The sequence below is a fragment of the Paraburkholderia sp. FW306-02-B genome (assembly GCF_058782725.1).
Window position 1 is genome coordinate 1,907,074 of record NZ_JBYSXZ010000002.1, and the last position, 17,955, is coordinate 1,925,028.

General features: G+C 63.2%; 18 protein-coding genes. 6 read left to right on the top strand and 12 right to left on the bottom strand.

What is annotated here, in order from left to right:
- Window positions 1-2 precede the first annotated feature (2 nt).
- Together AC3WOG_RS29745 and AC3WOG_RS29750 are read left to right on the top strand one after the other, a co-directional pair.
- A complete protein-coding gene (locus tag AC3WOG_RS29745) occupies window positions 3-2,255 on the top strand; it encodes a xanthine dehydrogenase family protein molybdopterin-binding subunit (protein WP_492581390.1) in 2,253 nt (750 codons plus the stop codon).
- A 61-nt stretch (window positions 2,256-2,316) separates the two neighbouring features.
- Window positions 2,317-3,597, top strand: a complete 1,281-nt coding sequence (locus AC3WOG_RS29750; RefSeq protein WP_492581391.1) for a c-type cytochrome — start codon at window positions 2,317-2,319, stop codon at window positions 3,595-3,597.
- 83 nt (window positions 3,598-3,680) lie between these two features.
- Here AC3WOG_RS29750 and AC3WOG_RS29755 read toward each other — a convergent pair whose 3' ends face one another.
- From AC3WOG_RS29755 to AC3WOG_RS29785, 7 genes are all read right to left on the bottom strand, one after another.
- A complete protein-coding gene (locus AC3WOG_RS29755) occupies window positions 3,681-4,337 on the bottom strand; it encodes an amino acid ABC transporter permease (RefSeq protein ID WP_341319379.1) in 657 nt (218 codons plus the stop codon).
- 2 nt (window positions 4,338-4,339) lie between these two features.
- Window positions 4,340-5,086, bottom strand: a complete 747-nt coding sequence (locus tag AC3WOG_RS29760) for an amino acid ABC transporter permease (protein ID WP_492581392.1) — start codon at window positions 5,084-5,086, stop codon at window positions 4,340-4,342.
- Window positions 5,087-5,152: 66 nt separating this feature from the next.
- Window positions 5,153-5,977 (bottom strand): transporter substrate-binding domain-containing protein, encoded by an 825-nt coding sequence (locus tag AC3WOG_RS29765; RefSeq protein WP_492581393.1) that lies wholly within the window; start codon window positions 5,975-5,977, stop codon window positions 5,153-5,155.
- A gap of 40 nt (window positions 5,978-6,017) precedes the next feature.
- A complete protein-coding gene (locus AC3WOG_RS29770; RefSeq protein WP_492581394.1) occupies window positions 6,018-7,091 on the bottom strand; it encodes an ABC transporter ATP-binding protein in 1,074 nt (357 codons plus the stop codon).
- A 25-nt stretch (window positions 7,092-7,116) separates the two neighbouring features.
- Window positions 7,117-7,992 (bottom strand): ABC transporter permease, encoded by an 876-nt coding sequence (locus tag AC3WOG_RS29775; protein ID WP_492581395.1) that lies wholly within the window; start codon window positions 7,990-7,992, stop codon window positions 7,117-7,119.
- On the bottom strand, window positions 7,989-8,951 hold the full coding sequence (locus AC3WOG_RS29780) for an ABC transporter permease (RefSeq protein ID WP_492581396.1): 963 nt from the start codon (window positions 8,949-8,951) through the stop codon (window positions 7,989-7,991). Before AC3WOG_RS29780 ends, AC3WOG_RS29775 begins: the two co-directional genes overlap by 4 nt.
- Window positions 8,948-10,042 (bottom strand): ABC transporter substrate-binding protein, encoded by a 1,095-nt coding sequence (locus tag AC3WOG_RS29785; RefSeq protein WP_492581397.1) that lies wholly within the window; start codon window positions 10,040-10,042, stop codon window positions 8,948-8,950. Before AC3WOG_RS29785 ends, AC3WOG_RS29780 begins: the two co-directional genes overlap by 4 nt.
- A 539-nt stretch (window positions 10,043-10,581) precedes the next feature.
- On the opposite strand from AC3WOG_RS29785, the gene AC3WOG_RS29790 reads away from it, so the two are divergent.
- Window positions 10,582-11,475: a LysR substrate-binding domain-containing protein gene (locus AC3WOG_RS29790; RefSeq protein WP_492581398.1), complete on the top strand. Its 894-nt coding sequence runs from the start codon at window positions 10,582-10,584 to the stop codon at window positions 11,473-11,475.
- Between the two features lie 49 nt (window positions 11,476-11,524).
- Here the strand turns inward: AC3WOG_RS29790 and AC3WOG_RS29795 are convergent, their stop codons facing one another.
- Both AC3WOG_RS29795 and AC3WOG_RS29800 read right to left on the bottom strand, forming a co-directional pair.
- A complete protein-coding gene (locus AC3WOG_RS29795) occupies window positions 11,525-12,607 on the bottom strand; it encodes a calcium:cation antiporter (RefSeq protein ID WP_492581399.1) in 1,083 nt (360 codons plus the stop codon).
- A gap of 426 nt (window positions 12,608-13,033) precedes the next feature.
- Window positions 13,034-13,393, bottom strand: coding sequence for a BON domain-containing protein (locus AC3WOG_RS29800; RefSeq protein ID WP_492581400.1), 360 nt, complete (start codon window positions 13,391-13,393; stop codon window positions 13,034-13,036).
- 335 nt (window positions 13,394-13,728) lie between these two features.
- Between AC3WOG_RS29800 and AC3WOG_RS29805 the strand changes: the two genes are divergently transcribed.
- On the top strand, window positions 13,729-14,376 hold the full coding sequence (locus AC3WOG_RS29805) for a DNA-3-methyladenine glycosylase (protein ID WP_492581401.1): 648 nt from the start codon (window positions 13,729-13,731) through the stop codon (window positions 14,374-14,376).
- Window positions 14,377-14,650: 274 nt separating this feature from the next.
- Window positions 14,651-14,995 carry a DUF4148 domain-containing protein gene (locus AC3WOG_RS29810; protein WP_492581402.1) on the top strand — a complete coding sequence of 115 codons (345 nt, stop codon included), beginning with the start codon at window positions 14,651-14,653 and terminating at the stop codon, window positions 14,993-14,995.
- Between the two features lie 153 nt (window positions 14,996-15,148).
- On the opposite strand, the gene AC3WOG_RS29815 is transcribed toward AC3WOG_RS29810, so the two are convergent.
- The gene (locus tag AC3WOG_RS29815) at window positions 15,149-15,592 is read right to left on the bottom strand and encodes a CBS domain-containing protein (protein WP_492581403.1); all 444 of its coding nucleotides are present in this window, start codon (window positions 15,590-15,592) and stop codon (window positions 15,149-15,151) included.
- A gap of 270 nt (window positions 15,593-15,862) precedes the next feature.
- On the opposite strand from AC3WOG_RS29815, the gene ribA reads away from it, so the two are divergent.
- Window positions 15,863-16,513: a GTP cyclohydrolase II gene (ribA, locus tag AC3WOG_RS29820; RefSeq protein ID WP_492582490.1), complete on the top strand. Its 651-nt coding sequence runs from the start codon at window positions 15,863-15,865 to the stop codon at window positions 16,511-16,513.
- A 114-nt stretch (window positions 16,514-16,627) separates the two neighbouring features.
- Here the strand turns inward: ribA and AC3WOG_RS29825 are convergent, their stop codons facing one another.
- A complete protein-coding gene (locus AC3WOG_RS29825) occupies window positions 16,628-16,831 on the bottom strand; it encodes a hypothetical protein (RefSeq protein WP_492581404.1) in 204 nt (67 codons plus the stop codon).
- 25 nt (window positions 16,832-16,856) lie between these two features.
- Window positions 16,857-17,759, bottom strand: a complete 903-nt coding sequence (locus tag AC3WOG_RS29830; RefSeq protein WP_492582491.1) for an NAD(P)H-binding protein — start codon at window positions 17,757-17,759, stop codon at window positions 16,857-16,859.
- Window positions 17,760-17,955: the final 196 nt, after the last annotated feature.

The window sequence follows — 17,955 nt, forward strand, 5'->3', positions numbered from 1 at the left end:
CCATGTCCCAGGGATTGCTCGATGCACAAAACGGCGCGCAGCCGTCGAAGGGCGGCAAGGGTGGCGCGGGTGGAATTTCGCGCCGCACGTTCCTGAAGTTCAGCGTGACGGTGGGTGCGGCGACGGGCGGCGGCTTGTTGCTCGGTTTCAGCATGCCGGCCGCCAGCCAGGATCAGAAAGCCGGCAAATCGGTGATCGGCGGCGACGCCAACGAAGCGCCGCAAAACGGCGTCTTCGCGCCGAACGCGTTCATCCAGATCGACACGGCGGGCAAGGTCACGCTGGTGATTCCGAAGGTCGAGATGGGCCAGGGCGTCTATACGTCGATTCCGATGCTGATCGCCGAAGAACTCGAAGTGCCGCTCGACTCGGTCACGCTCGATCATGCGCCGCCAAACGAAAAGCTTTTCATGGACCCGCTGCTCGGCGGCCAGCTCACGGGCGGCTCGACGTCGATCCGTTATGCGTGGGAGCCGATGCGCCGCGCCGGCGCGGCCGCACGTACCGTGTTGATCAGCGCCGCCGCGCAGCAATGGCAAGTGGATCCGGCCAGCTGCCATGCGCAGGCGGGCCAGGTGATTCACACGGCCAGCAATCGTAGTGTCGGCTACGGGCAATTGGCCGGAGCCGCCGCGAAACTGCCCGCACCGCAAAACGTCAAGCTGAAGGACCCGAAGGATTTCAAGCTGATCGGCACGCCGGCCAGGCGCCTCGATTCGCCGGAGAAGGTCGACGGCACCGCGGTATTCGGCCTCGACGTGCGCGTGCCGGACATGGTCTATGCGGCGATCGCGAACTGCCCGGTGTTCGGCGGCACGCTGGCGAGCGTCGACGATACCAACGCGAAGAAGATCCCCGGCGTGCGCCAGGTCGTCAAGCTCGACAATGCAGTGGCGGTGATCGGCGACCATACGTGGGCGGCCAAACGCGGCGTACAGGCGCTCGATATCAAGTGGAACGAAGGCGCGGGCGCCAATATCTCGATGAAGCAGATCGTCGACGATCTTGCCAATGCGTCGCAGCGCAATGGCGCGGTGGCGCGTAAAGAGGGCGACGTCGGCAACGCGTTTTCAAACGCGAAGACCCGCGTGGATGCGGTCTATCAGCAGCCGTTCCTCGCGCACGCCACGATGGAGCCGATCAATTGCACGGTCCACGTGCGGCCCGACGGCTGCGATATCTGGCTCGGCTCGCAAGTGCCGACGCGGGTGGTGGATGCCGCGGTAGCGGTCAGCGGCTTGCCTGCTGACAAGATCATCGTGCACAACCATCTGATCGGCGGCGGCTTCGGCCGGCGGCTCGAATTCGACATGGTCACGCAAGCGGTCAAGGTCGGCAAACAGGTTTCGACGCCGGTGAAGGTTGTCTGGACGCGCGAAGAAGACATCCAGCACGACATGTACCGGCCGTACTACTACGACAGGATCTCCGCCGGGCTCGACGCGAACGGCAAGCCGGTTGCGTGGCAGCACCGGATTGTCGGCTCGTCGATCATGGCGCGTTTTGCGCCGCCCGCGTTCAAGGACGGTCTCGATCCGGATGCTGTCGAAGTCGCGGCGGACCTGCCGTACGACTTGCCGAACCAGTTGGTCGACTACGTGCGTCAGGAACCGCACGCGGTGCCGACAGCGTTCTGGCGCGGGGTGGGCCCGACGCGCGGCACCTTCGTGGTCGAGAGTTTTATCGATGAGCTCGCCGTGCAGGCGAAAGTCGATCCGGTCAAATATCGTCAGGACCTGCTTGGTAAAACGCCGCGCGCGCTGAATGTCCTCAACACCGCGACGCAGGCCGCGAAGTGGGGCAAGGCTGTGCCGAAAGGCCAGGGGCGCGGCGTCTCGGTGATGCATGCGTTCGGCAGCTTCTTCTCGATGGTCGCCGACGTCACGGTCGATAAGGGCGAGGTGACGGTGAACCGGGTGGTGTGCGCGGTCGATTGCGGGATGGTGGTCAATCCGAATACGGTCGAAGCGCAGGTGCAGGGCGGCATCATCTTCGGCATCACGGCGGCGCTCTATAGCGAGATCACGATCAAGGACGGCCGCGTCGAGCAGAACAATTTCACCGACTACCGGATGTTGCGCATCGATCAGACGCCGGACATCGAGGTGCATATCGTGAAGAGCGGCGAAGCGCCCGGCGGCATCGGCGAACCGGGCACGGCGGCGCTCGCGCCCGCTCTGGCGAACGCGATTTATGCGGCCACCGGCAAGCGGCTGCGGCAATTGCCCGTCGGTAGTCAACTGCAAACCGCCTAACAGCTTTGCATGGGATCGGAGTAAGCGCTAAAGCGCTAACTCCGATCGACAGGAGCGCGACATGAAAAACACACTCAAGGGTTTCGGTGCGGCGCTTTGCGTGGCGCTGCCGTTCCTGACGCAAGCTCCGGCGCAGGCGGCCGATCAGGCGCTGGTGCAACGCGGCGCGTATCTGGCGAAAGTCGGCGATTGCGTTGCCTGCCACTCGGCGCCGAAGGGCAAGCCGTTCGCGGGCGGCCTGCCGATGGCCACGCCGATGGGCCAGATCTACACGACCAACATCACGCCGGATCAGACTACCGGCATCGGCAGCTACACCGAGGAGGACTTTGCGAGAGCGATGCGTGAAGGCGTCGCGAAAGACGGCCACAACCTGTATCCGGCGATGCCGTATCCGTCCTATGCGAAGGTCAACGACGACGACATGAAAGCGCTGTATGCGTTCTTCATGAGCGGCGTCGCACCGGTGCAGCAGGCGAACCGCGAGCCGGATATCAAATGGCCGTTGAACATGCGCTGGCCGTTGAAGATCTGGAACCTCATATTCCTGGAGAAGGGTGTCTATCAGGACAAGCCGGGCAAGGATGTCGCGTGGAATCGCGGCGCGTACCTCATCCAGGGCCTGGGGCACTGCGGCTCGTGTCATACGCCGCGCGGCATCGCGTTCCAGGAGAAGGCGCTCGATGAATCAGGCAGCGCGTTCCTGACCGGCGGCCTGCTCGACGGCTGGTTTGCCGCGAACCTGAGCGGCGAACACAACGTCGGCCTCGGTCGCTGGAACGAGCAGGATCTGACGGCGTTCCTGAAGACCGGCGCGAATCGCCATGCATCGGCGTTCGGTTCGATGACCAGCGTGATCAACAACAGCACGCAGGCCATGAACGACACCGACATCGCCGCGATGGCGACGTATCTGAAGTCGTTGCCGCCGGCCGGTGGCAGCGGCGCGTCGCCTTACACGTACGATCCACAGGCGACCAGGGTGTCGTTGAACCGTCCCGCGAACAATGCCGGTGCGCGTGCCTACACGGCGTATTGCATGCACTGTCACGGCGTCGATGGGCGAGGCTTCGCGCCGATGCTGGCGCCTTTGGCCGGCAATCCGAACCTGCTGGAGAAGGATCCGTCGTCGCTGATCAACGTGACGTTGAACGGCACGGGCGATCTGGTGATCGGCGGTATTCCGGCGCCATATCCGATGCCGAAGTACGCACCGGTGCTCAACGACCAGCAGATCGCCGACGTGCTGACCTTCGTGCGCGCCGGGTGGAGCAACGGTGCACCGGCGGTGAGCGCAGACGAGGTGGCGAAGCTGCGGAAGTCGACGCAAGCGGCGCGGTAATCACGCCGGGAAGGCAAAAAGAAAGGCAAAAAAAGCGGCAACCGTGCAGGACGACGGTTGCCGCTTTTTCTGGTGCATAAGTCTTACCGATGCTGCCCGACCTTCTGCCGCTTCTCCAGCACTCTTGCATACCAGGTCAACGGAAAGCACATCGCGAAGTAAATCATCGCGACCATGCCGTAGATCGGAAACGGCCGGAACGCGGCGTTGGTAATCATCGTGCCGGTCTTGGTCAACTCGGTGAAGCCGATGATCGACGCAAGCGCGGTGCTTTTCACCACTTGCACGAGGAAACCGACCGTTGGCGCAACCGCGATTTTCAGCGCCTGCGGCCACACGATATAGCGCAGTTGCTGACTGAACGTCATGCCGAGACTCGCACCGGCCGCCCACTGACCGCGCGGCACCGCTTCGACACAGCCGCGCCAGATGTCGACCAGATACGCGCTCGTATAAAGCGTCAGCGTGACGGCTGCCGCCACCCAGGGCGACACATCGACACCCAGCAACGGTAGCCCGAAGAACGCAAGAAACAGCTGCATCAGGAGCGGCGTGCCCTGAAACACTTCGACGTACACCACGACGATGCGGCGCAGCCACGGCAACGGCGAAACGCGCATTGCCAACAGCAGCAGTCCGACGATGCCGCCGCCGACAAATGCGATCAACGACAACAGCACCGTCCAGCGGGCGGCGAGCAGCAGATTGCGGGCGATGTCCCACAGTGTGAATTCGACCATGATCAACGCTCCGTCGGCAGGGTGCGCGCGCCGCGCCATGCAAAGCGCGTGCGCCAGTTACGCGGGGCGCTGCCGGCGCCTCTCGCTGCGCGGCCGGCGAACAGTCCGCGGCCAAACCGGTTCAACAATTGCCGCAACAGGATCGACAGCAGCAGATACGTTGCGGTGATGATCAGATAGCTCTCGAACGAGCGAAAGTTGCGCGACTGGATGAAGTTGGCCGCGTAAGTCAGATCGGGCACCGAGATCTGCGACACCACCGCTGAGCCAAGCATCACGATCAGCACCTGGCTCAACAGCGCGGGAAACACGTTGGCGACCGCCTGCGGCAGCACGATATAGCGAAATACCTGGCGGCCATGCAGGCCGAGCGCCTGCGCCGCTTGCACCTGGCCGCGCGAAATCGAATCGATGCCGGCGCGCACGATCTCGATCGCGTAGGCGCCGAGATTAACGGTCATCGCCAGAATCGCGGCCTGTACTTCGTCGATATGAATGCCGAGGCTCGGCAAACCGAAAAAGATAAAAAACAACTGCACGATGAACGGCGTGTTGCGGATCAGCTCGACATAGCTCGCGACCACCCAGCGCGCCCACTTCGGCCCGGCCACCGCGACGCTCGCGCCGGCAATGCCGACCAGCCCGCCGAGCAGGGTGGACACGGCCGTGAGCCCCAACGTTACGGCGACGCCGCGCGCGAGCATCCCCGCATAGAGGCCGAAGCCGCTGAAATCGAACGCATAGGTCATGGGGTGGCGCTCATCGTGAGGTCAAACTCCGGCGCGGACCGGCGTGCCGGTCCGCGCAAAAAAGGTTCAGAGGTCGGCCGGCAGCGGCGTACGCAGCCACTTCTGCGAAATCGCGTTCATCGTGCCGTCCTTGCGGGCCCTGGCAATCGTTTCGTCGACTTTCTGCTTCAGACGCGGCTCGTTCTTGTTCAGACCGACATGATCCGGCGAGCTGAACAGCGAGAACTTCTGCTCCGGATCGTTCGCCGGATGACGCGCGAGGATCGTAGCGCCGACGTCGTTGCCGACCACCATCAACTGTACCTGACCAGAAAGAAACGCCGAAATTGCGCCGTTCGGATCGTCAAAACGTTTGATGGTCGCGCTGGGCGGCGCGATCTTGCTGACGCTCAGGTCTTCCAGCGTGCCGCGGGCGACCGAAATCGACTTGCCGGCGAGGTCGGCGGCGTTTTTCACAGGCAGGGCTTTCGGGCCGAACACGGCGAGGTAGTAGGGCGCGTACGGCTGCGAGAAGTCGATCACCTTTTCACGTTCCGGTGTCTGGCCGACCGACAGCAGCATGTCCGCCTTGTGGTCGGCGAGGTAGGCCATGCGGTTGTCGCCCGTCACCTGGACGAGTTCGACCTTCGCGTTGAGCGTCTTGCCGATCAGGTTGGCGACGTCGATGTCGTAGCCCATCGGCTTCATGTCCGGGCCGATCGAGCCGAACGGCGGGTAATCCTCGAACACGCCGATGCGTACCGTGCCGGAGCTGGCGATCGTGTCGAGTGCATCCGCGTTCGCGGCCGACGGGAATGCGCACAGTGCGCCGAAGCCGGTGAAGGCCAACGTCGCGGCCAGGGTGGCGAACACGCGGCGCGCGTTCGATCGAGCAACTTGGGGCTGGTTCATGGTCTTTCCTCTGTCGAAAACGTCGGTATTGGAATGGGTTTCAATGAGCCGCGCGGGCGGCGATCAGTTTGCACGCATGCGGTGGCAATTCTGCGAGCACCGGCATGCCGAGCGTGAGCCCCGGCGTCTCGCGTGGCGTGGTCGCGGCGGTCAGCGTGAAGCCGGCGCAGTCGATGGTCGCTTCGAGCGAGGCACCGACGTCGCGGATAAACGTGACCGTTCCCGCAAGGCGGTTCGGGCTCGCATCGGCGGACGCTGATTTGACGCACACGTCTTCCGGCCGGATCAGCAGACGGATATCGCTGTTCGATTCCGGCACGCGTGCCGGTTGCGCGACCGCAATGCGCCGGCCGCCCGGCAGATTCACGCCGCCCGCACCGTCGTAAGTGACCGGCAGGATATTGCCGAGACCGATAAAGTCGGCGACGAATTCGCTCACCGGGTCGCGGTAGATATCGAGCGGTTTGCCGACCTGAGCAATGTGGCCTTTTTCCATCACCACGATCTCGTCGGCCATCGTCATCGCTTCGCGCTGGTCGTGGGTGACCATGATCGTCGTGATGCCCAGGCGCTGTTGCAGCAGGCGGATTTCGACCTGCATCGCTTCGCGCAGCTTGGCGTCGAGTGCGGACAGCGGTTCGTCGAGCAAAAGCAGTTTCGGTTGCGACGCGATCGCGCGCGCGATCGCCACGCGCTGCCGCTGGCCGCCGGAGAGTTGCGTGACCGGCCGGTTCGCCATGTGCGGCAACTGGATCAACGCCAGCAGTTCAGCCACGCGCTGCGCCTGCGCATCCTTCGCCGTCTTGCGCAGCTTGAGCGGATACGCGACGTTTTGCGCCACCGTCATATGCGGGAACAGCGCGAGCGACTGGAACACCATGCCGAAGTCGCGCTGGTTGGCCGGTAAGCGCGTGATGTCGCGGCCGGCGAAATCGATGCTGCCCGAGCTCGGCGTTTCCAGGCCGGCGATCATCCGCAGCAAGGTCGTCTTGCCGCAACCTGACGGTCCGAGAAAGCACACCAGCTTGCCGTCGGGCACGCTCAGATCGACGCTGTCGACGGCATGGGCCGCGTTGAAGCGTTTGGTCACGGCCTGCAAGGTCAGATGGGTCATCGAATGCTCCAGCATGTAGGGACCGTCAAAGCGCAACGCCTTCATCGCCGATCAGCTTTTCGAGCAGCCAGATCAGCGCGAAGTCGATGGCGACGATGAACACCGCGAAACAGAACACGGTCGGATCGAGCGACGACACCGTGCGGCTGTAGAGCCACACCGGCAGCGTCATCGTATCGATGCCGTATAGGAAGAAGGTGACAGTGAACTCGTTGAACGAGACGATGAACGCGAACAGCATGCCGGCGAGGATGCCGGGGCGCATCAGCGGCAGGATCACGTCGACGAGCGCGCGGCCCGGGCTTGCGCCCATCACGCAGGCCGCTTCTTCGAATTCCGGACCGATCGACGCAACCGACGCCGCGCAGTTCTTCACCGTGAACGGCAGCGCCAGAATCACATGCGCGATGATCAGGCGGAACACGCCGAGTTCGATCGGCAACACATTGAACACGAGCAGCAGCGACAAGCCGAGCATCACCAGCGGATAGACGAGCGGCAATGCCACCAGTTGTTCGACCGCGGGTTTGCCGCGAAAGCGGTAGCGGCTCAATGCGTAGGCGGCGGGCACCGAGACGAGCGTGGCGATCAGCATCGTCGATAACGCGACGATCAGGCTCGTGCTCAGCGCGGCGCCCATCGAGAGCGAGTCGCTCGCGTCCGGCGACACGAAGCTGTGCCAGGCCGCGCGATACCAATGCAGGCCGTACGCGTGGGGCGGGAATTCGAGCGTGTCGGCGGCGCTGAACGACATCGTGATCATCGTCAGGATCGGCAGCGCGGCGAGAAACAGCACGATCGCGGCGAGCAGCGCCGCGGCTTTGCCGAGCTGGCCGGGCATGGTGGCCGGCAAACTCGTCCGCAAACGCGGCAGGCGCGCAGTTTGAATTGGCATGCTCATGCGTGAGGCTCCTCGGCGAGACGTTGCGTACGGCGCACGAGGCGCTGCGAAAGCGCCATCACTGTAAGCGTCGCGACCATCAACACGACGCCCGACGCGGATGCCGCGGGCCAATTGAGCAACGGTGCCACCTGGTCGTGCACCAGCACGGCGAGCATCGGCACGCGGCGTCCGCCTAGCAACAGCGGCACGGCGAACGCGCTGGCGTTGTACGCGAACACCAGCAGCGCGCCGGATACCAAACCGGGCATCGCCAGCGGCAGCAATACGTGACGCAAGGTTTGCCAGCGCGTCGCGCCGAGCGTGGCCGCAGCTTCTTCATACGAGCGCGACACCGCGCGCATCGCACTCGACAACGGCAGCACGGCGAGCGGAAACGCCGTCTGAATCAGGCCGAGCAACACGCCATGCTCGCGATACAGCCACATCACCGGCCGCTCGACGAGGCCGCTTGCGAGCAGCGCGTGATTGAGCAAACCGGCCGGCCCCAGAATGATCAACCAGCCGTAGCCTTGCAGCAGCAGATTGACGAGCAGCGGCAGCAGCACGCCGGCCAGCAGCAGGCGCCGCGCTAGCCGCGACTCGGTGCGCGCCATCGCCAATGCGACGGGAATCGCCAGCAAGACCGCGCAAATCATGCTCTGAAACGCGAGCTTCAACGTCAGCCACAACGACTTCAGGAAGTAGCCGTCGAGCAGGTCAGCGTAGTTTTGCAGCGTGAAGCCGCGCCATTCGCCGCCTTGCGTGCCGAAGCTCATGCGCAGCACGACCAGCGCCGCCGCGCCGAGCACGGCGAGAAACAGCAGGATCGGCGCGAGTAGCAGCCAGGGGCGCGCTTTCGCCAGCGCGGTTTCCCGCGCGTCGAACGCGGGCTCGCGAGGCGAGCCCGACGCGGTTCCCGAAGGTACGTCCGACACTGCTGAAGCACGCCGCGACAAGCGCGCGAGCATCGTGCTCATGCCGAGAAAATTTCGGTGTAGCGCTTGATCCACGCCGGCTGCACGACGGCGAGCGCCTTGTCGTCATGCAACACGGCTTTCTCGGCGATCTGCTGCGGGCTCGGCACGAACGCGCGGCTCTCGGCGGGAATCACCGCTTTCGAGTTGACCGGGCCGTTCAGCACGTCGGCAGCCATGCGGCCTTGCACGCCGGCGTCGAGCGAATGGTTGATAAATGCGTGGATCAGGTCGATGTCGCCCGGATGCGACTTCGGGATCACCGTGAACATCAACTGCGTGGCGAAGCCTTCCTTCATGCCGTAGGTCACGCCCATCTTGTACTCGGGCTTGCGGATCTGATCGGGGAAGAAGGCCGGCGAATAGATGCCGCCGATATCCAGCGAACCGGTGCGGAACAGATCGGCCACCTGGTTCGGGTTCTCGCCGAGCGTCATCACGCGGTCTTTCAGTTGCATCAGTTTCTTGAAACCCGGCTCGATGTTCTGCTGCGAGCCGCCGTTCATCTTCGCGGCGATGATCGCGAGGTCCACGGCTTCAGCCCATTCCGGCGGCGGCAGGAACACGCGTCCCGCGTATTTCGGATCCCACAGCGCTTCATACGAAGACGGGGCTGTCTTGACGGTCGACGTGCTGTAGATCAGGCCGTCCGACCACAGCAGATAGCCGACGCCGAAACCGTTCGCACCCGTGCGATATTGCGGCGCGACGTCCTTCAGGTTCGGCAGCTTGTCGAGATCGGGCTTCATCAGCAGACCGGCGTCGCCGAGACCTGCCGCGCCGACGCCGGCCAGCGTGATGACGTCGTACGTGGGGCGCTCGCCCGCGGCCTTGACCTTGGCGACCATGCCGGAGGTACCGTCGGCGCGATCGGCGATCACCTTGGCGCCGGTCTTCGCCGTGAAGGTCGCGGCGATGTTGCGCAGCGCGGCGGCGCCGGTGTCGTCCGACCAGGTCAGAAGACGCAGCGTCTTGCCGGAGAAGTTGTGTTCCTGTGCTTTCAGATTGACGAACGGCATCGGCAACGCGGACGCCGCGAGCGCTGCACCAATCGTCTTGATGGCCTGCCTTCTACCCCGTTTAATCTCTTGCATGGCGGTCTCCCGTGTTGAACGCCTGTTGCCTGTCGATACTCGCCGCGACCGCTGCCGCTGTACTGCCCGGTTGCCCGTTTGCGATGTCCTTCACGCATTGCGCAAGCGTTGCGTGTGGATGCACTCTAGGTTTGCCAAAATCCTCCAACAAACGAAATATGCGCATGGCGGCCATGACGTAATCTCATGCGCAAGCCGTTGCACGCTGCTTGCAGCGGGTTCGCTCGACGCAGCGGGAACGCCGATGCACTGGCGTATGCGGGTTAACGTCCATGATTTTTCCGCGACCGGACGCCTGCCGAGGTATGAGGAAAGCTCGGTTCTGGTGCGGCAGCCGAGGACCTTTGCCCAGAGTCGGTGCAAGACACCGTGAGCGGATCGCAATTCATGGTCGCGCCATGAGCGGAATGCATGCGCCTGGACTGGCGCGTATCTCGTGTGGGAGTTTCGAATCGCGTATGCTTGGAGGCTCAACGGGCGTAGCGGCATTCGGCGTTGCTCGTCCGCGCAATGACTTTTTCTGATCCTGGACTACTTCGATGCGACGTCTTCCGCCGCTCAATGCGCTGCAGATTTTCGAAACCGTCGCGCGGCACCGCAGCTTTACGCGCGCCGCCGACCATCTGTGTCTGACGCAAGGCGCGGTCAGTCGGCAGATCATCGCGCTCGAGGACTACTACAAGTTTCCGCTCTTCAAGCGCCATGCGAAGGGTTTGACGCTGACCGCCGAAGGCGAATTGCTGCTGCCGGCGGTGAAAGAGAGCTTCGCGCGCATCGAGGAGATTTCGCTGCGCCTCACGCGCCAGCGCACCGATCTCGCGCTGAAAGTCCCGACCTGCGTGATGCGCTGGATGCTGCCGAAGATCATGCGCTTCCAGGCCGAGTATCCCGATCTGCATGTACAGATCACCACCACCTGGCAGCACGACGTCGATTTCCAGCTCGAGCCGTTCGACGCGGCGATCATCTATGGATCGTCGCCGGGGGTGGACGTGCGGACGGTGCCGTTGTTCGAGGAGCGTTTGACGCCGGTGTGCGCGCCCGATCTGCTGAAAGACAAGCCGCTGGATCAGGTCGCGGATCTGGCGCGCCACACGCTGCTGCATCCGACGCGCGATCACCGCGACTGGAAGATGTGGCTCGCCAAGGTGACTGAACTGGGTGCCGCGAACCCGCACGCGATCGACGCCGAGCATGGCCCGAGCTTCGACACGCTCGATATGGCGACCAACGCCGCGTTACAGGGCTTCGGCGTCGCCATCAGCGATCTTGCGCTGATCGACGACGATGTGGCGGCCAAGCGTCTGGTGCGGCCATTCGATACGGTGCTCAAGACCGGTTGGCGCTATTACTTCGTCTATCCCGACTCGGTCGCGCATCAGCAGAAGCTGAATCTGTTTCGCGACTGGATCGCGGCGCATTGGGAAGAGTAAGGTCCCGAGCCAGGACCTTCACGTCGTGCATGTCGTGCATGACGCGCCGTCACGGCGCGAACGACAGAAACAGATAAGCCGCGAACAGCGACAGATGCACCGTGCCTTGCAGAATCGTGGTGCGGCCGGTGCCGAGCGTGAGCGTGCCGACCAGCAGCGTGAGTATCAGCAGCACGGTTTCCTTGCCGTCGATACCCAGTACAAGCGGCTGACCGGTCCACAAAAACACCACGGCAACGGTCGGAATGGTCAGCCCGATACTGGCGAGCGCCGAACCGAGCGCGAGATTCAGGCTGTTCTGCAAGCGGTCCGCGCGCGCTGCGCGCACCGCGGCGAGACCTTCGGGCAGCAGTACGAGCGCCGCAATCACGATCCCGACCACCGCCGGCGGCGCGCCAGCGTCCTTTACCGCGGTTTCGACGACCGGCGACAACACCTTCGCCAGCAACACGACGGCAACCAGGCACACCATTAACAAGCCGCCGCTCGCCATGGCGACGCCGATACTCGGCGGCGCGGCATGGACGTTTTCATCGGGCACGTCGGCGAGGAAATAGTCGCGATGCCGCACGGTCTGCACGAACACGAACACGCCGTACAGCACCAGCGACGAAACGCCCGCGAACGCCAGTTGCGACGACGACAGCACCGGGCCGACGCTGGTGGTCGTGTAATTCGGCATCACCATGGTCAGCACCGACAACGACGCGAGCACCGCCAGCGCCGCGTTTGCGCCACGAATCTGAAAGTCCTGTTCGCGATGCCGGATGCCGCCCACCAGCAAACAGATGCCCACGATCCCATTGCAGACGATCATTACCGCCGCGAATACCGTGTCGCGCGCGAGACCGGCCTTTTCCGGGCCGGCCGACAGCATCACCGAGACAATCAGCGCGACCTCGATCACCGTGACGGCCACCGCCAGCACCAGCGTGCCGAAAGGCTCGCCGACCCGATGCGCGACGACTTCCGCATGATGCACCGCCGTGAAGACCGCGGCGCACAGCGCTGCGCCGACCAGCGCGAGCAGCACCGCGTGGCCCGGCATGGCGTACGCCACGCCCAGCACGATCCATGCGACGAATGGCGCGGCAATGGTCCAGCGGGGCAAAACAGTGGCGGGCGTGGTCATTCGGGGTTTCCTTTCTAATGCTTGTATTTGACTGGCGCGGCAGGCGCCAACGAGTGGCAACCAGGCTTCAGGCGCAACCAGGCTTCAGGCGGGCGACAATGCTGATCCATCGTCTCAATAAAATGCCCTAACACATTAAATTATAAAGGATAATTCGTTCTGGCCGCGCGTTTGCCAGTTGTGCGTTGTATCGCGACGGCGCGGATTCGACCGCTCTACGGCGACCGGCGCCTGTTCTGTGTTCAAGGATGGGATCCGCGGGATTGCGCGGAAAACTGCCGTGCAGTTTCGCCGGCCGGAATGCCAGCGGCGCTGAACGGTCGAGGTGCTTGCCGCACTGGAGGAACCGCAAGAATCGAATCGGACGCAACGCCCCGTAAAGAAGCATTGCGCCCGGGTATAGCACTACAGCAGACTGCTTCGGGCTTACTGTCCGATCGGACGGATCGTCAGCGCGTTCTTCACCGACGTCACGCCGGCCACGCCTTGCGCCGCCTGAGTCGCCACATCGACTTGCGCCTGTTCGGGCACGGTGCCTTCCAACGTCACCGCGCCGCCGCGTGCGCGCACCACGATGTTGGCCACGCTCAGGCCCTTCGTCTTCGACAGCGTGCTGCGCACTTTACGTCCCAGCGCGCGGTTGGCTGCCTTGGCCGCCTTCGTGGAGGTTGCCGACGACGCAGCTGCGGGAGCAGCTGCTGCATCGCTGCTTTGCGCATACGCATTGAGCGACGCCAGAACGATCAGAGCGCCGCCGACCATCTTGATTCCGGTGAATGCTTTCATTCGACTTTCTCCTGTTGTCATAAATACGACGGCCCCTGGATGGGGCCGGGGTACTACACCAGCGGGTACTTCGGGATCGAAACTGAATGGAACAGTGCTGCGGGTCGTGCGATTTCTTGCAATCTGTCTGCTGATCAAGCGGGCCGGCGCTCACGCATGCCGGCAGAGGCTGTGCTGACGACCGGAAAGACACGATACTCCAATTAGTGCCATGGTGAATGCGCCGCTGTACCGAAATGAGGTTTTGGTACAACGAATCGGCCGATGAAAACAGGCCGATGGCGCGCCATCGCTTACCGCGCTTCCACGGCGCGCTCCAAACAAGGCCGAACCGCATGCCTAATCCGCCGCTCCCCATCATTCCATTGTTTCGTGACGATTTGCCGCTCGATACGGTCGAGCTGGCGCGCTTCATGGTCGGCAAGTACCTCGTGCACGATCTGCCGGAAGGCCGCGTCAGTGGACGGATCGTCGAGACCGAGGCTTATCCGGTCGGCGATTCGACCAGCCACGCGTTTTCCGGCCGCCGTTCGTATAACGGCTCGATGTTTCTCGCGCGCGGGCATGCCTACGTGCGATTGACCTACGGACTTTCGTACATGCTCAACATGTCTGCCGAAGCGGAGGAGGTCGGCGCGGGGATTCTGTTTCGCGCGATCGAGCCGCTCGAAGGACTGCCCCTGATGGAGACGCGGCGGCCCGGCGTGCCGCTGCGGGATCTGGCGCGTGGTCCAGGCCGGCTGACCACGGCGCTGGGCATCGGACAGGCATTCGACGGCCGCGATCTTTGCAAGGGACGCGGCCTGTGGATCGGCGTGATCGAGACGGACGAGATGCCGGTTGGGGTGACGACGCGCATCGGCTTGTCGCGCGAGATGCATCGGCCGCTGCGGTTTTTCGCGCCGGGCAGCGTGTTCGTCAGTGGACCGAGAAAGCTGCTGCAGGCGCCGCGTTCCACCGATTCCACGACCGCGAAAATTTGACTGCCGGCAGCGCGCGTCGCGGCAAAACACACTCAGCACGAGCGGGTTTTCGAAACATCAGATGCAAAGGGTTACGATCCCGACAATTATTACGGTAAAGCGACGGCTCCACGACTGGCGAACGGGAAGTTTTGACGCATTTTTGCGATTTGAACAATTATGTATCTCGGAATTAAGGGTTTTCCCTCGGAGACCTGGTGACTAGACTGCACTTACTCGCTTCTCACATGGTGTGTCGAGCGAAGCAAAAAACCAAGTCTGGAGGTAAGTGATCATGAAGTCGCTCATCAAGGCAGTCGCCATTGCAGTGGTTCTCGCAGCACCGGTCGCTTCGTTCGCTCAATCGAGCCAGCAACCCGTGACCCGCGCACAAGTGCGCAGTGAATTGATCCAACTGGAACAGGCCGGCTACAACCCCGCCCTCACTAACGACACGAACTATCCGGCCGACATCCAGGCCGCCGAGCGTCGCGTTCAGGCGCAAAACCCGGCAGTCGCGCAAACGCAGGAACCGGTCGCCGATACCAGCGGTTACGGTGCGCCGATGAGCGGTTCGTCGCAGTCGGGCGCGGCAGCCCAACTGTCGGCTGGTTCGAAGTCGGTTTATTTCGGTAACTAAAATTGAAGTAGCGAGAAACATGCGCGCCGCATACGGCGCGCTCCACAATTCAAGGAACCTCCGCTGCCGCAAGGTAGCTTCGCCCAACCTTTTTCAAGGATTGGGCTTTTTTTGTGCCTTCGCTGCGTCTTTTCCAGCGGCTCGCGGTGGACGTCAGGGCCGTTCGCCGTGGATATAGAACTCGAGTTGCTGAATGGTGAACTGCTGTTCAGCGATGATGTTCTTCACCAGGTCGCCGATCGACACCATGCCGACCAGTCGATCGTTGTCGATCACCGGCAAGTGGCGCATACGGCGTTCGGTCATCAACGCCATACAGTCTTCGGTGGTCTGGTCGGGGCGTACGAAGCGCACCGCTTTGCTCATGATGTCGCGCACCGGCGTGTCTTTGGACGAACGGTCCATCAGCACGACTTTGCGCGCGTAGTCGCGCTCCGTGATGATGCCGGCGATGCTGTCGCCGTCCGTCACGACCAGCGCGCCGATGCCTTTTTCGGCCATCAGCTTGATCGCCTCGTAGACAGAATCCGAGGCCCCGACCGTATAGACGATGGTGTTGTTCGGTTTCGTTTTAAGAAGTTGTGCAACGCTTGTCATGGAGCGGCTCCGTTTCGCAGTGCAGCACACCGGCGCGGCGTGCTGTCGTGAGGGACAGGCGATTCCAGTATAGGCTCGACGCGTCACTCGGTACATCGGGAATACCTGGGGCGCGCGGCGCGTCTATGTGAGGTATCAGTGCAGCGCGCGCACCGGTTCCGTGCGCGGCGTATGGACTTACAGGTGCGGCGAGCCGATTAGCGGTAAACTCCCAGTCCATACCTTATCCCCGGTTTTATCGGGTTCATGTCAGCACCATTGTCCAACGCCATGCTCACGTCTCACGATCCGTCGCAAGCAGCAGACGGCGAAATCAGCGGCGAGTGCGTCGTCCTCGACGCCACCGCCACGCTCCCCACGCGCTACGGCACGTTCACCTCCTACGTGTTCCGCGTGGTCGAAAGCGGTGCCGAACATCTCGCGCTCGTGATGGGCGATGTCGGGAACCAGTCGTCCGTGTTGACGCGCCTGCATTCCGAATGCCTGACGGGCGACGTGCTCGGCTCGTATCGCTGCGATTGCGGTGAGCAGCTCGATCTGGCGCTGCGCTATATCGCGGCCGAAGGCTGCGGCGTGCTGCTGTATCTGCGCGGCCACGAAGGGCGCGGCATCGGCCTGTCGAACAAGATTCGCGCGTACGCGCTGCAGGAGCAGGGCCGCGACACCGTCGAGGCCAATCTCGATCTCGGCTTGCCCGACGACTCGCGCGAATACGATTCGGCGGCAGGCATTTTGCGCACGCTGAAGGTCACGTCAGTGCGCTTGATGAGCAACAATCCGGAGAAGTTCGACACGCTGTCGAAGCACGGCATCCCGGTGTGCGAGCGGGTCGCGCTGGCGATTCCGATGCGCGAGGAAAACGAGCGCTATATCCGCACCAAGCAGTTGAAGTTCGGGCATTACTTCGACGAGAACGAGTAAGTGACGCAAACGCACCGGCCGCCATTTTTGCAAATGGCGACCGGCGTTGCAGCGTCGATTTAGACATTCAGACAGTTTCCAGGCGCACTTCAATTCGCTTCGCGTCACGACAACTTAAAACAGACCGAAGTCGTCGTTGCTATCGGGAATCGCATCGAGCGCGTTCCGAAGCGCGCGCCAGCCGAGCAGTCCCGCGACACTGACCAGCAGCATCGCCAGCCAGCGGCGGGTGCTATCTCTTATGCGCGCATCGACGCGTGGCTTCGCCGCCGCGCTCCGCGATTCCATCGACAGGCGTAGCAGAGGGCAGGTGTGCATGCTGTTTCTCCTATCACGTGTGCGTTCAGCGAGTCGCCGCAACCGCTTCGACCCGCGGCAGGATCGAAGCGAACACGTCCGCGAGGGCCGTGGCGCCGAAGCGCCGTTCGCTGACTTCCGTTTCGACATCGATGCGGCCGGCGTTGTGCGCGTCGTACAGATCGGTGATCAGGCGCGCGTAGTTCGCGCCGAGTCCGGCGCCCTGGAGCATGGCGGCCCATTCGCCGCGCGGCATGGCGTGCGCGACGATCTCACGGTGAGCCAACGCGCCGAATGTGCGCGCAACGTCGAACGCACTGACGCGCGCCGCGCCTTCAATGCTGACCACGCGTGGCGATACGTTGGCCAGCCGGTCGTCGAGCAGCAGTTCGGCGGCGAGCAGTCCGACGTCCTGTGCGGCGACCGTCGGAAACAGCTTGCTCAACGGATGATGCAGGCTCGGCAGCACACCCTTCGCGAGCGCGATCGGCAACACGCGAGCCCAGTTCTGCATATGTTCGGCGGCGCGTAAAAAGATCAACTGACTGTCGACGGGTTTGAGTTGCGCTTCGAGGTAGTGAAACAACGTCGTGATGCCGGTGCCGTTTGCGTGCTCCGCGCCATAGTCGGACAGTGCGAGTACGCGTTGCGGCGGGTTGGCGCGCAATGCGGCGGCGCCCACGTCGATCATGCGGCGCATCGTGGCGGCGGGATCGGCGTCCGCATGCGGCACGGGACACAGCATCTGCACCGCGTACGCGCCCTCGATAGCCCGAGCAACCGATGGCGGATCGAGCAGATCGGCGAGAGCAATCTCGCAACCGATTTCCGCCAGCAGTTCGCCTTGCCGCTCATTGCGCACCACCGCGCGTACCTCGCGGCCTGCCCGGCGCAATGCCGCTGCGCTCACTCGACCTACATTGCCTGCTGCTCCAAAAATCACCAACACGGTGGACTCCTTGTGGACCTGGGGTGCTGTCATCATAGGGACGCGCGAATCAGGAAACGCGCGGGCAAGGATCGTGGTGCGCAGATTCGGATGACTGGTTTTTATGCGGCGTCGCGGCACGCGATTGAGCACAGGGGCAAGATTGAGGGCAAGCTAGGCGAAACGGCGTAAAACACCGCACAATGCAGCTACATTG

Excerpts from the sequence above, each read along its gene's own strand:
- AC3WOG_RS29815 (WP_492581403.1), bottom strand. The coding sequence starts at position 15,592 with ATGACAAGCGTTGCACAACTTCTTAAAACGAAACCGAACAACACCATC.
- AC3WOG_RS29755 (WP_341319379.1), bottom strand. The coding sequence starts at position 4,337 with ATGGTCGAATTCACACTGTGGGACATCGCCCGCAATCTGCTGCTCGCC.
- AC3WOG_RS29785 (WP_492581397.1), bottom strand. The coding sequence starts at position 10,042 with ATGCAAGAGATTAAACGGGGTAGAAGGCAGGCCATCAAGACGATTGGT.
- AC3WOG_RS29765 (WP_492581393.1), bottom strand. The coding sequence starts at position 5,977 with ATGAACCAGCCCCAAGTTGCTCGATCGAACGCGCGCCGCGTGTTCGCC.
- AC3WOG_RS29745 (WP_492581390.1), top strand. The coding sequence starts at position 3 with ATGTCCCAGGGATTGCTCGATGCACAAAACGGCGCGCAGCCGTCGAAG.
- AC3WOG_RS29805 (WP_492581401.1), top strand. The coding sequence starts at position 13,729 with ATGCCTAATCCGCCGCTCCCCATCATTCCATTGTTTCGTGACGATTTG.
- ribA (WP_492582490.1), top strand. The coding sequence starts at position 15,863 with ATGCTCACGTCTCACGATCCGTCGCAAGCAGCAGACGGCGAAATCAGC.
- AC3WOG_RS29825 (WP_492581404.1), bottom strand. The coding sequence starts at position 16,831 with ATGCACACCTGCCCTCTGCTACGCCTGTCGATGGAATCGCGGAGCGCG.
- AC3WOG_RS29800 (WP_492581400.1), bottom strand. The coding sequence starts at position 13,393 with ATGAAAGCATTCACCGGAATCAAGATGGTCGGCGGCGCTCTGATCGTT.
- AC3WOG_RS29770 (WP_492581394.1), bottom strand. The coding sequence starts at position 7,091 with ATGACCCATCTGACCTTGCAGGCCGTGACCAAACGCTTCAACGCGGCC.
- AC3WOG_RS29790 (WP_492581398.1), top strand. The coding sequence starts at position 10,582 with ATGCGACGTCTTCCGCCGCTCAATGCGCTGCAGATTTTCGAAACCGTC.
- AC3WOG_RS29775 (WP_492581395.1), bottom strand. The coding sequence starts at position 7,992 with ATGAGCATGCCAATTCAAACTGCGCGCCTGCCGCGTTTGCGGACGAGT.
- AC3WOG_RS29810 (WP_492581402.1), top strand. The coding sequence starts at position 14,651 with ATGAAGTCGCTCATCAAGGCAGTCGCCATTGCAGTGGTTCTCGCAGCA.
- AC3WOG_RS29795 (WP_492581399.1), bottom strand. The coding sequence starts at position 12,607 with ATGACCACGCCCGCCACTGTTTTGCCCCGCTGGACCATTGCCGCGCCA.
- AC3WOG_RS29760 (WP_492581392.1), bottom strand. The coding sequence starts at position 5,086 with ATGACCTATGCGTTCGATTTCAGCGGCTTCGGCCTCTATGCGGGGATG.
- AC3WOG_RS29750 (WP_492581391.1), top strand. The coding sequence starts at position 2,317 with ATGAAAAACACACTCAAGGGTTTCGGTGCGGCGCTTTGCGTGGCGCTG.
- AC3WOG_RS29780 (WP_492581396.1), bottom strand. The coding sequence starts at position 8,951 with ATGAGCACGATGCTCGCGCGCTTGTCGCGGCGTGCTTCAGCAGTGTCG.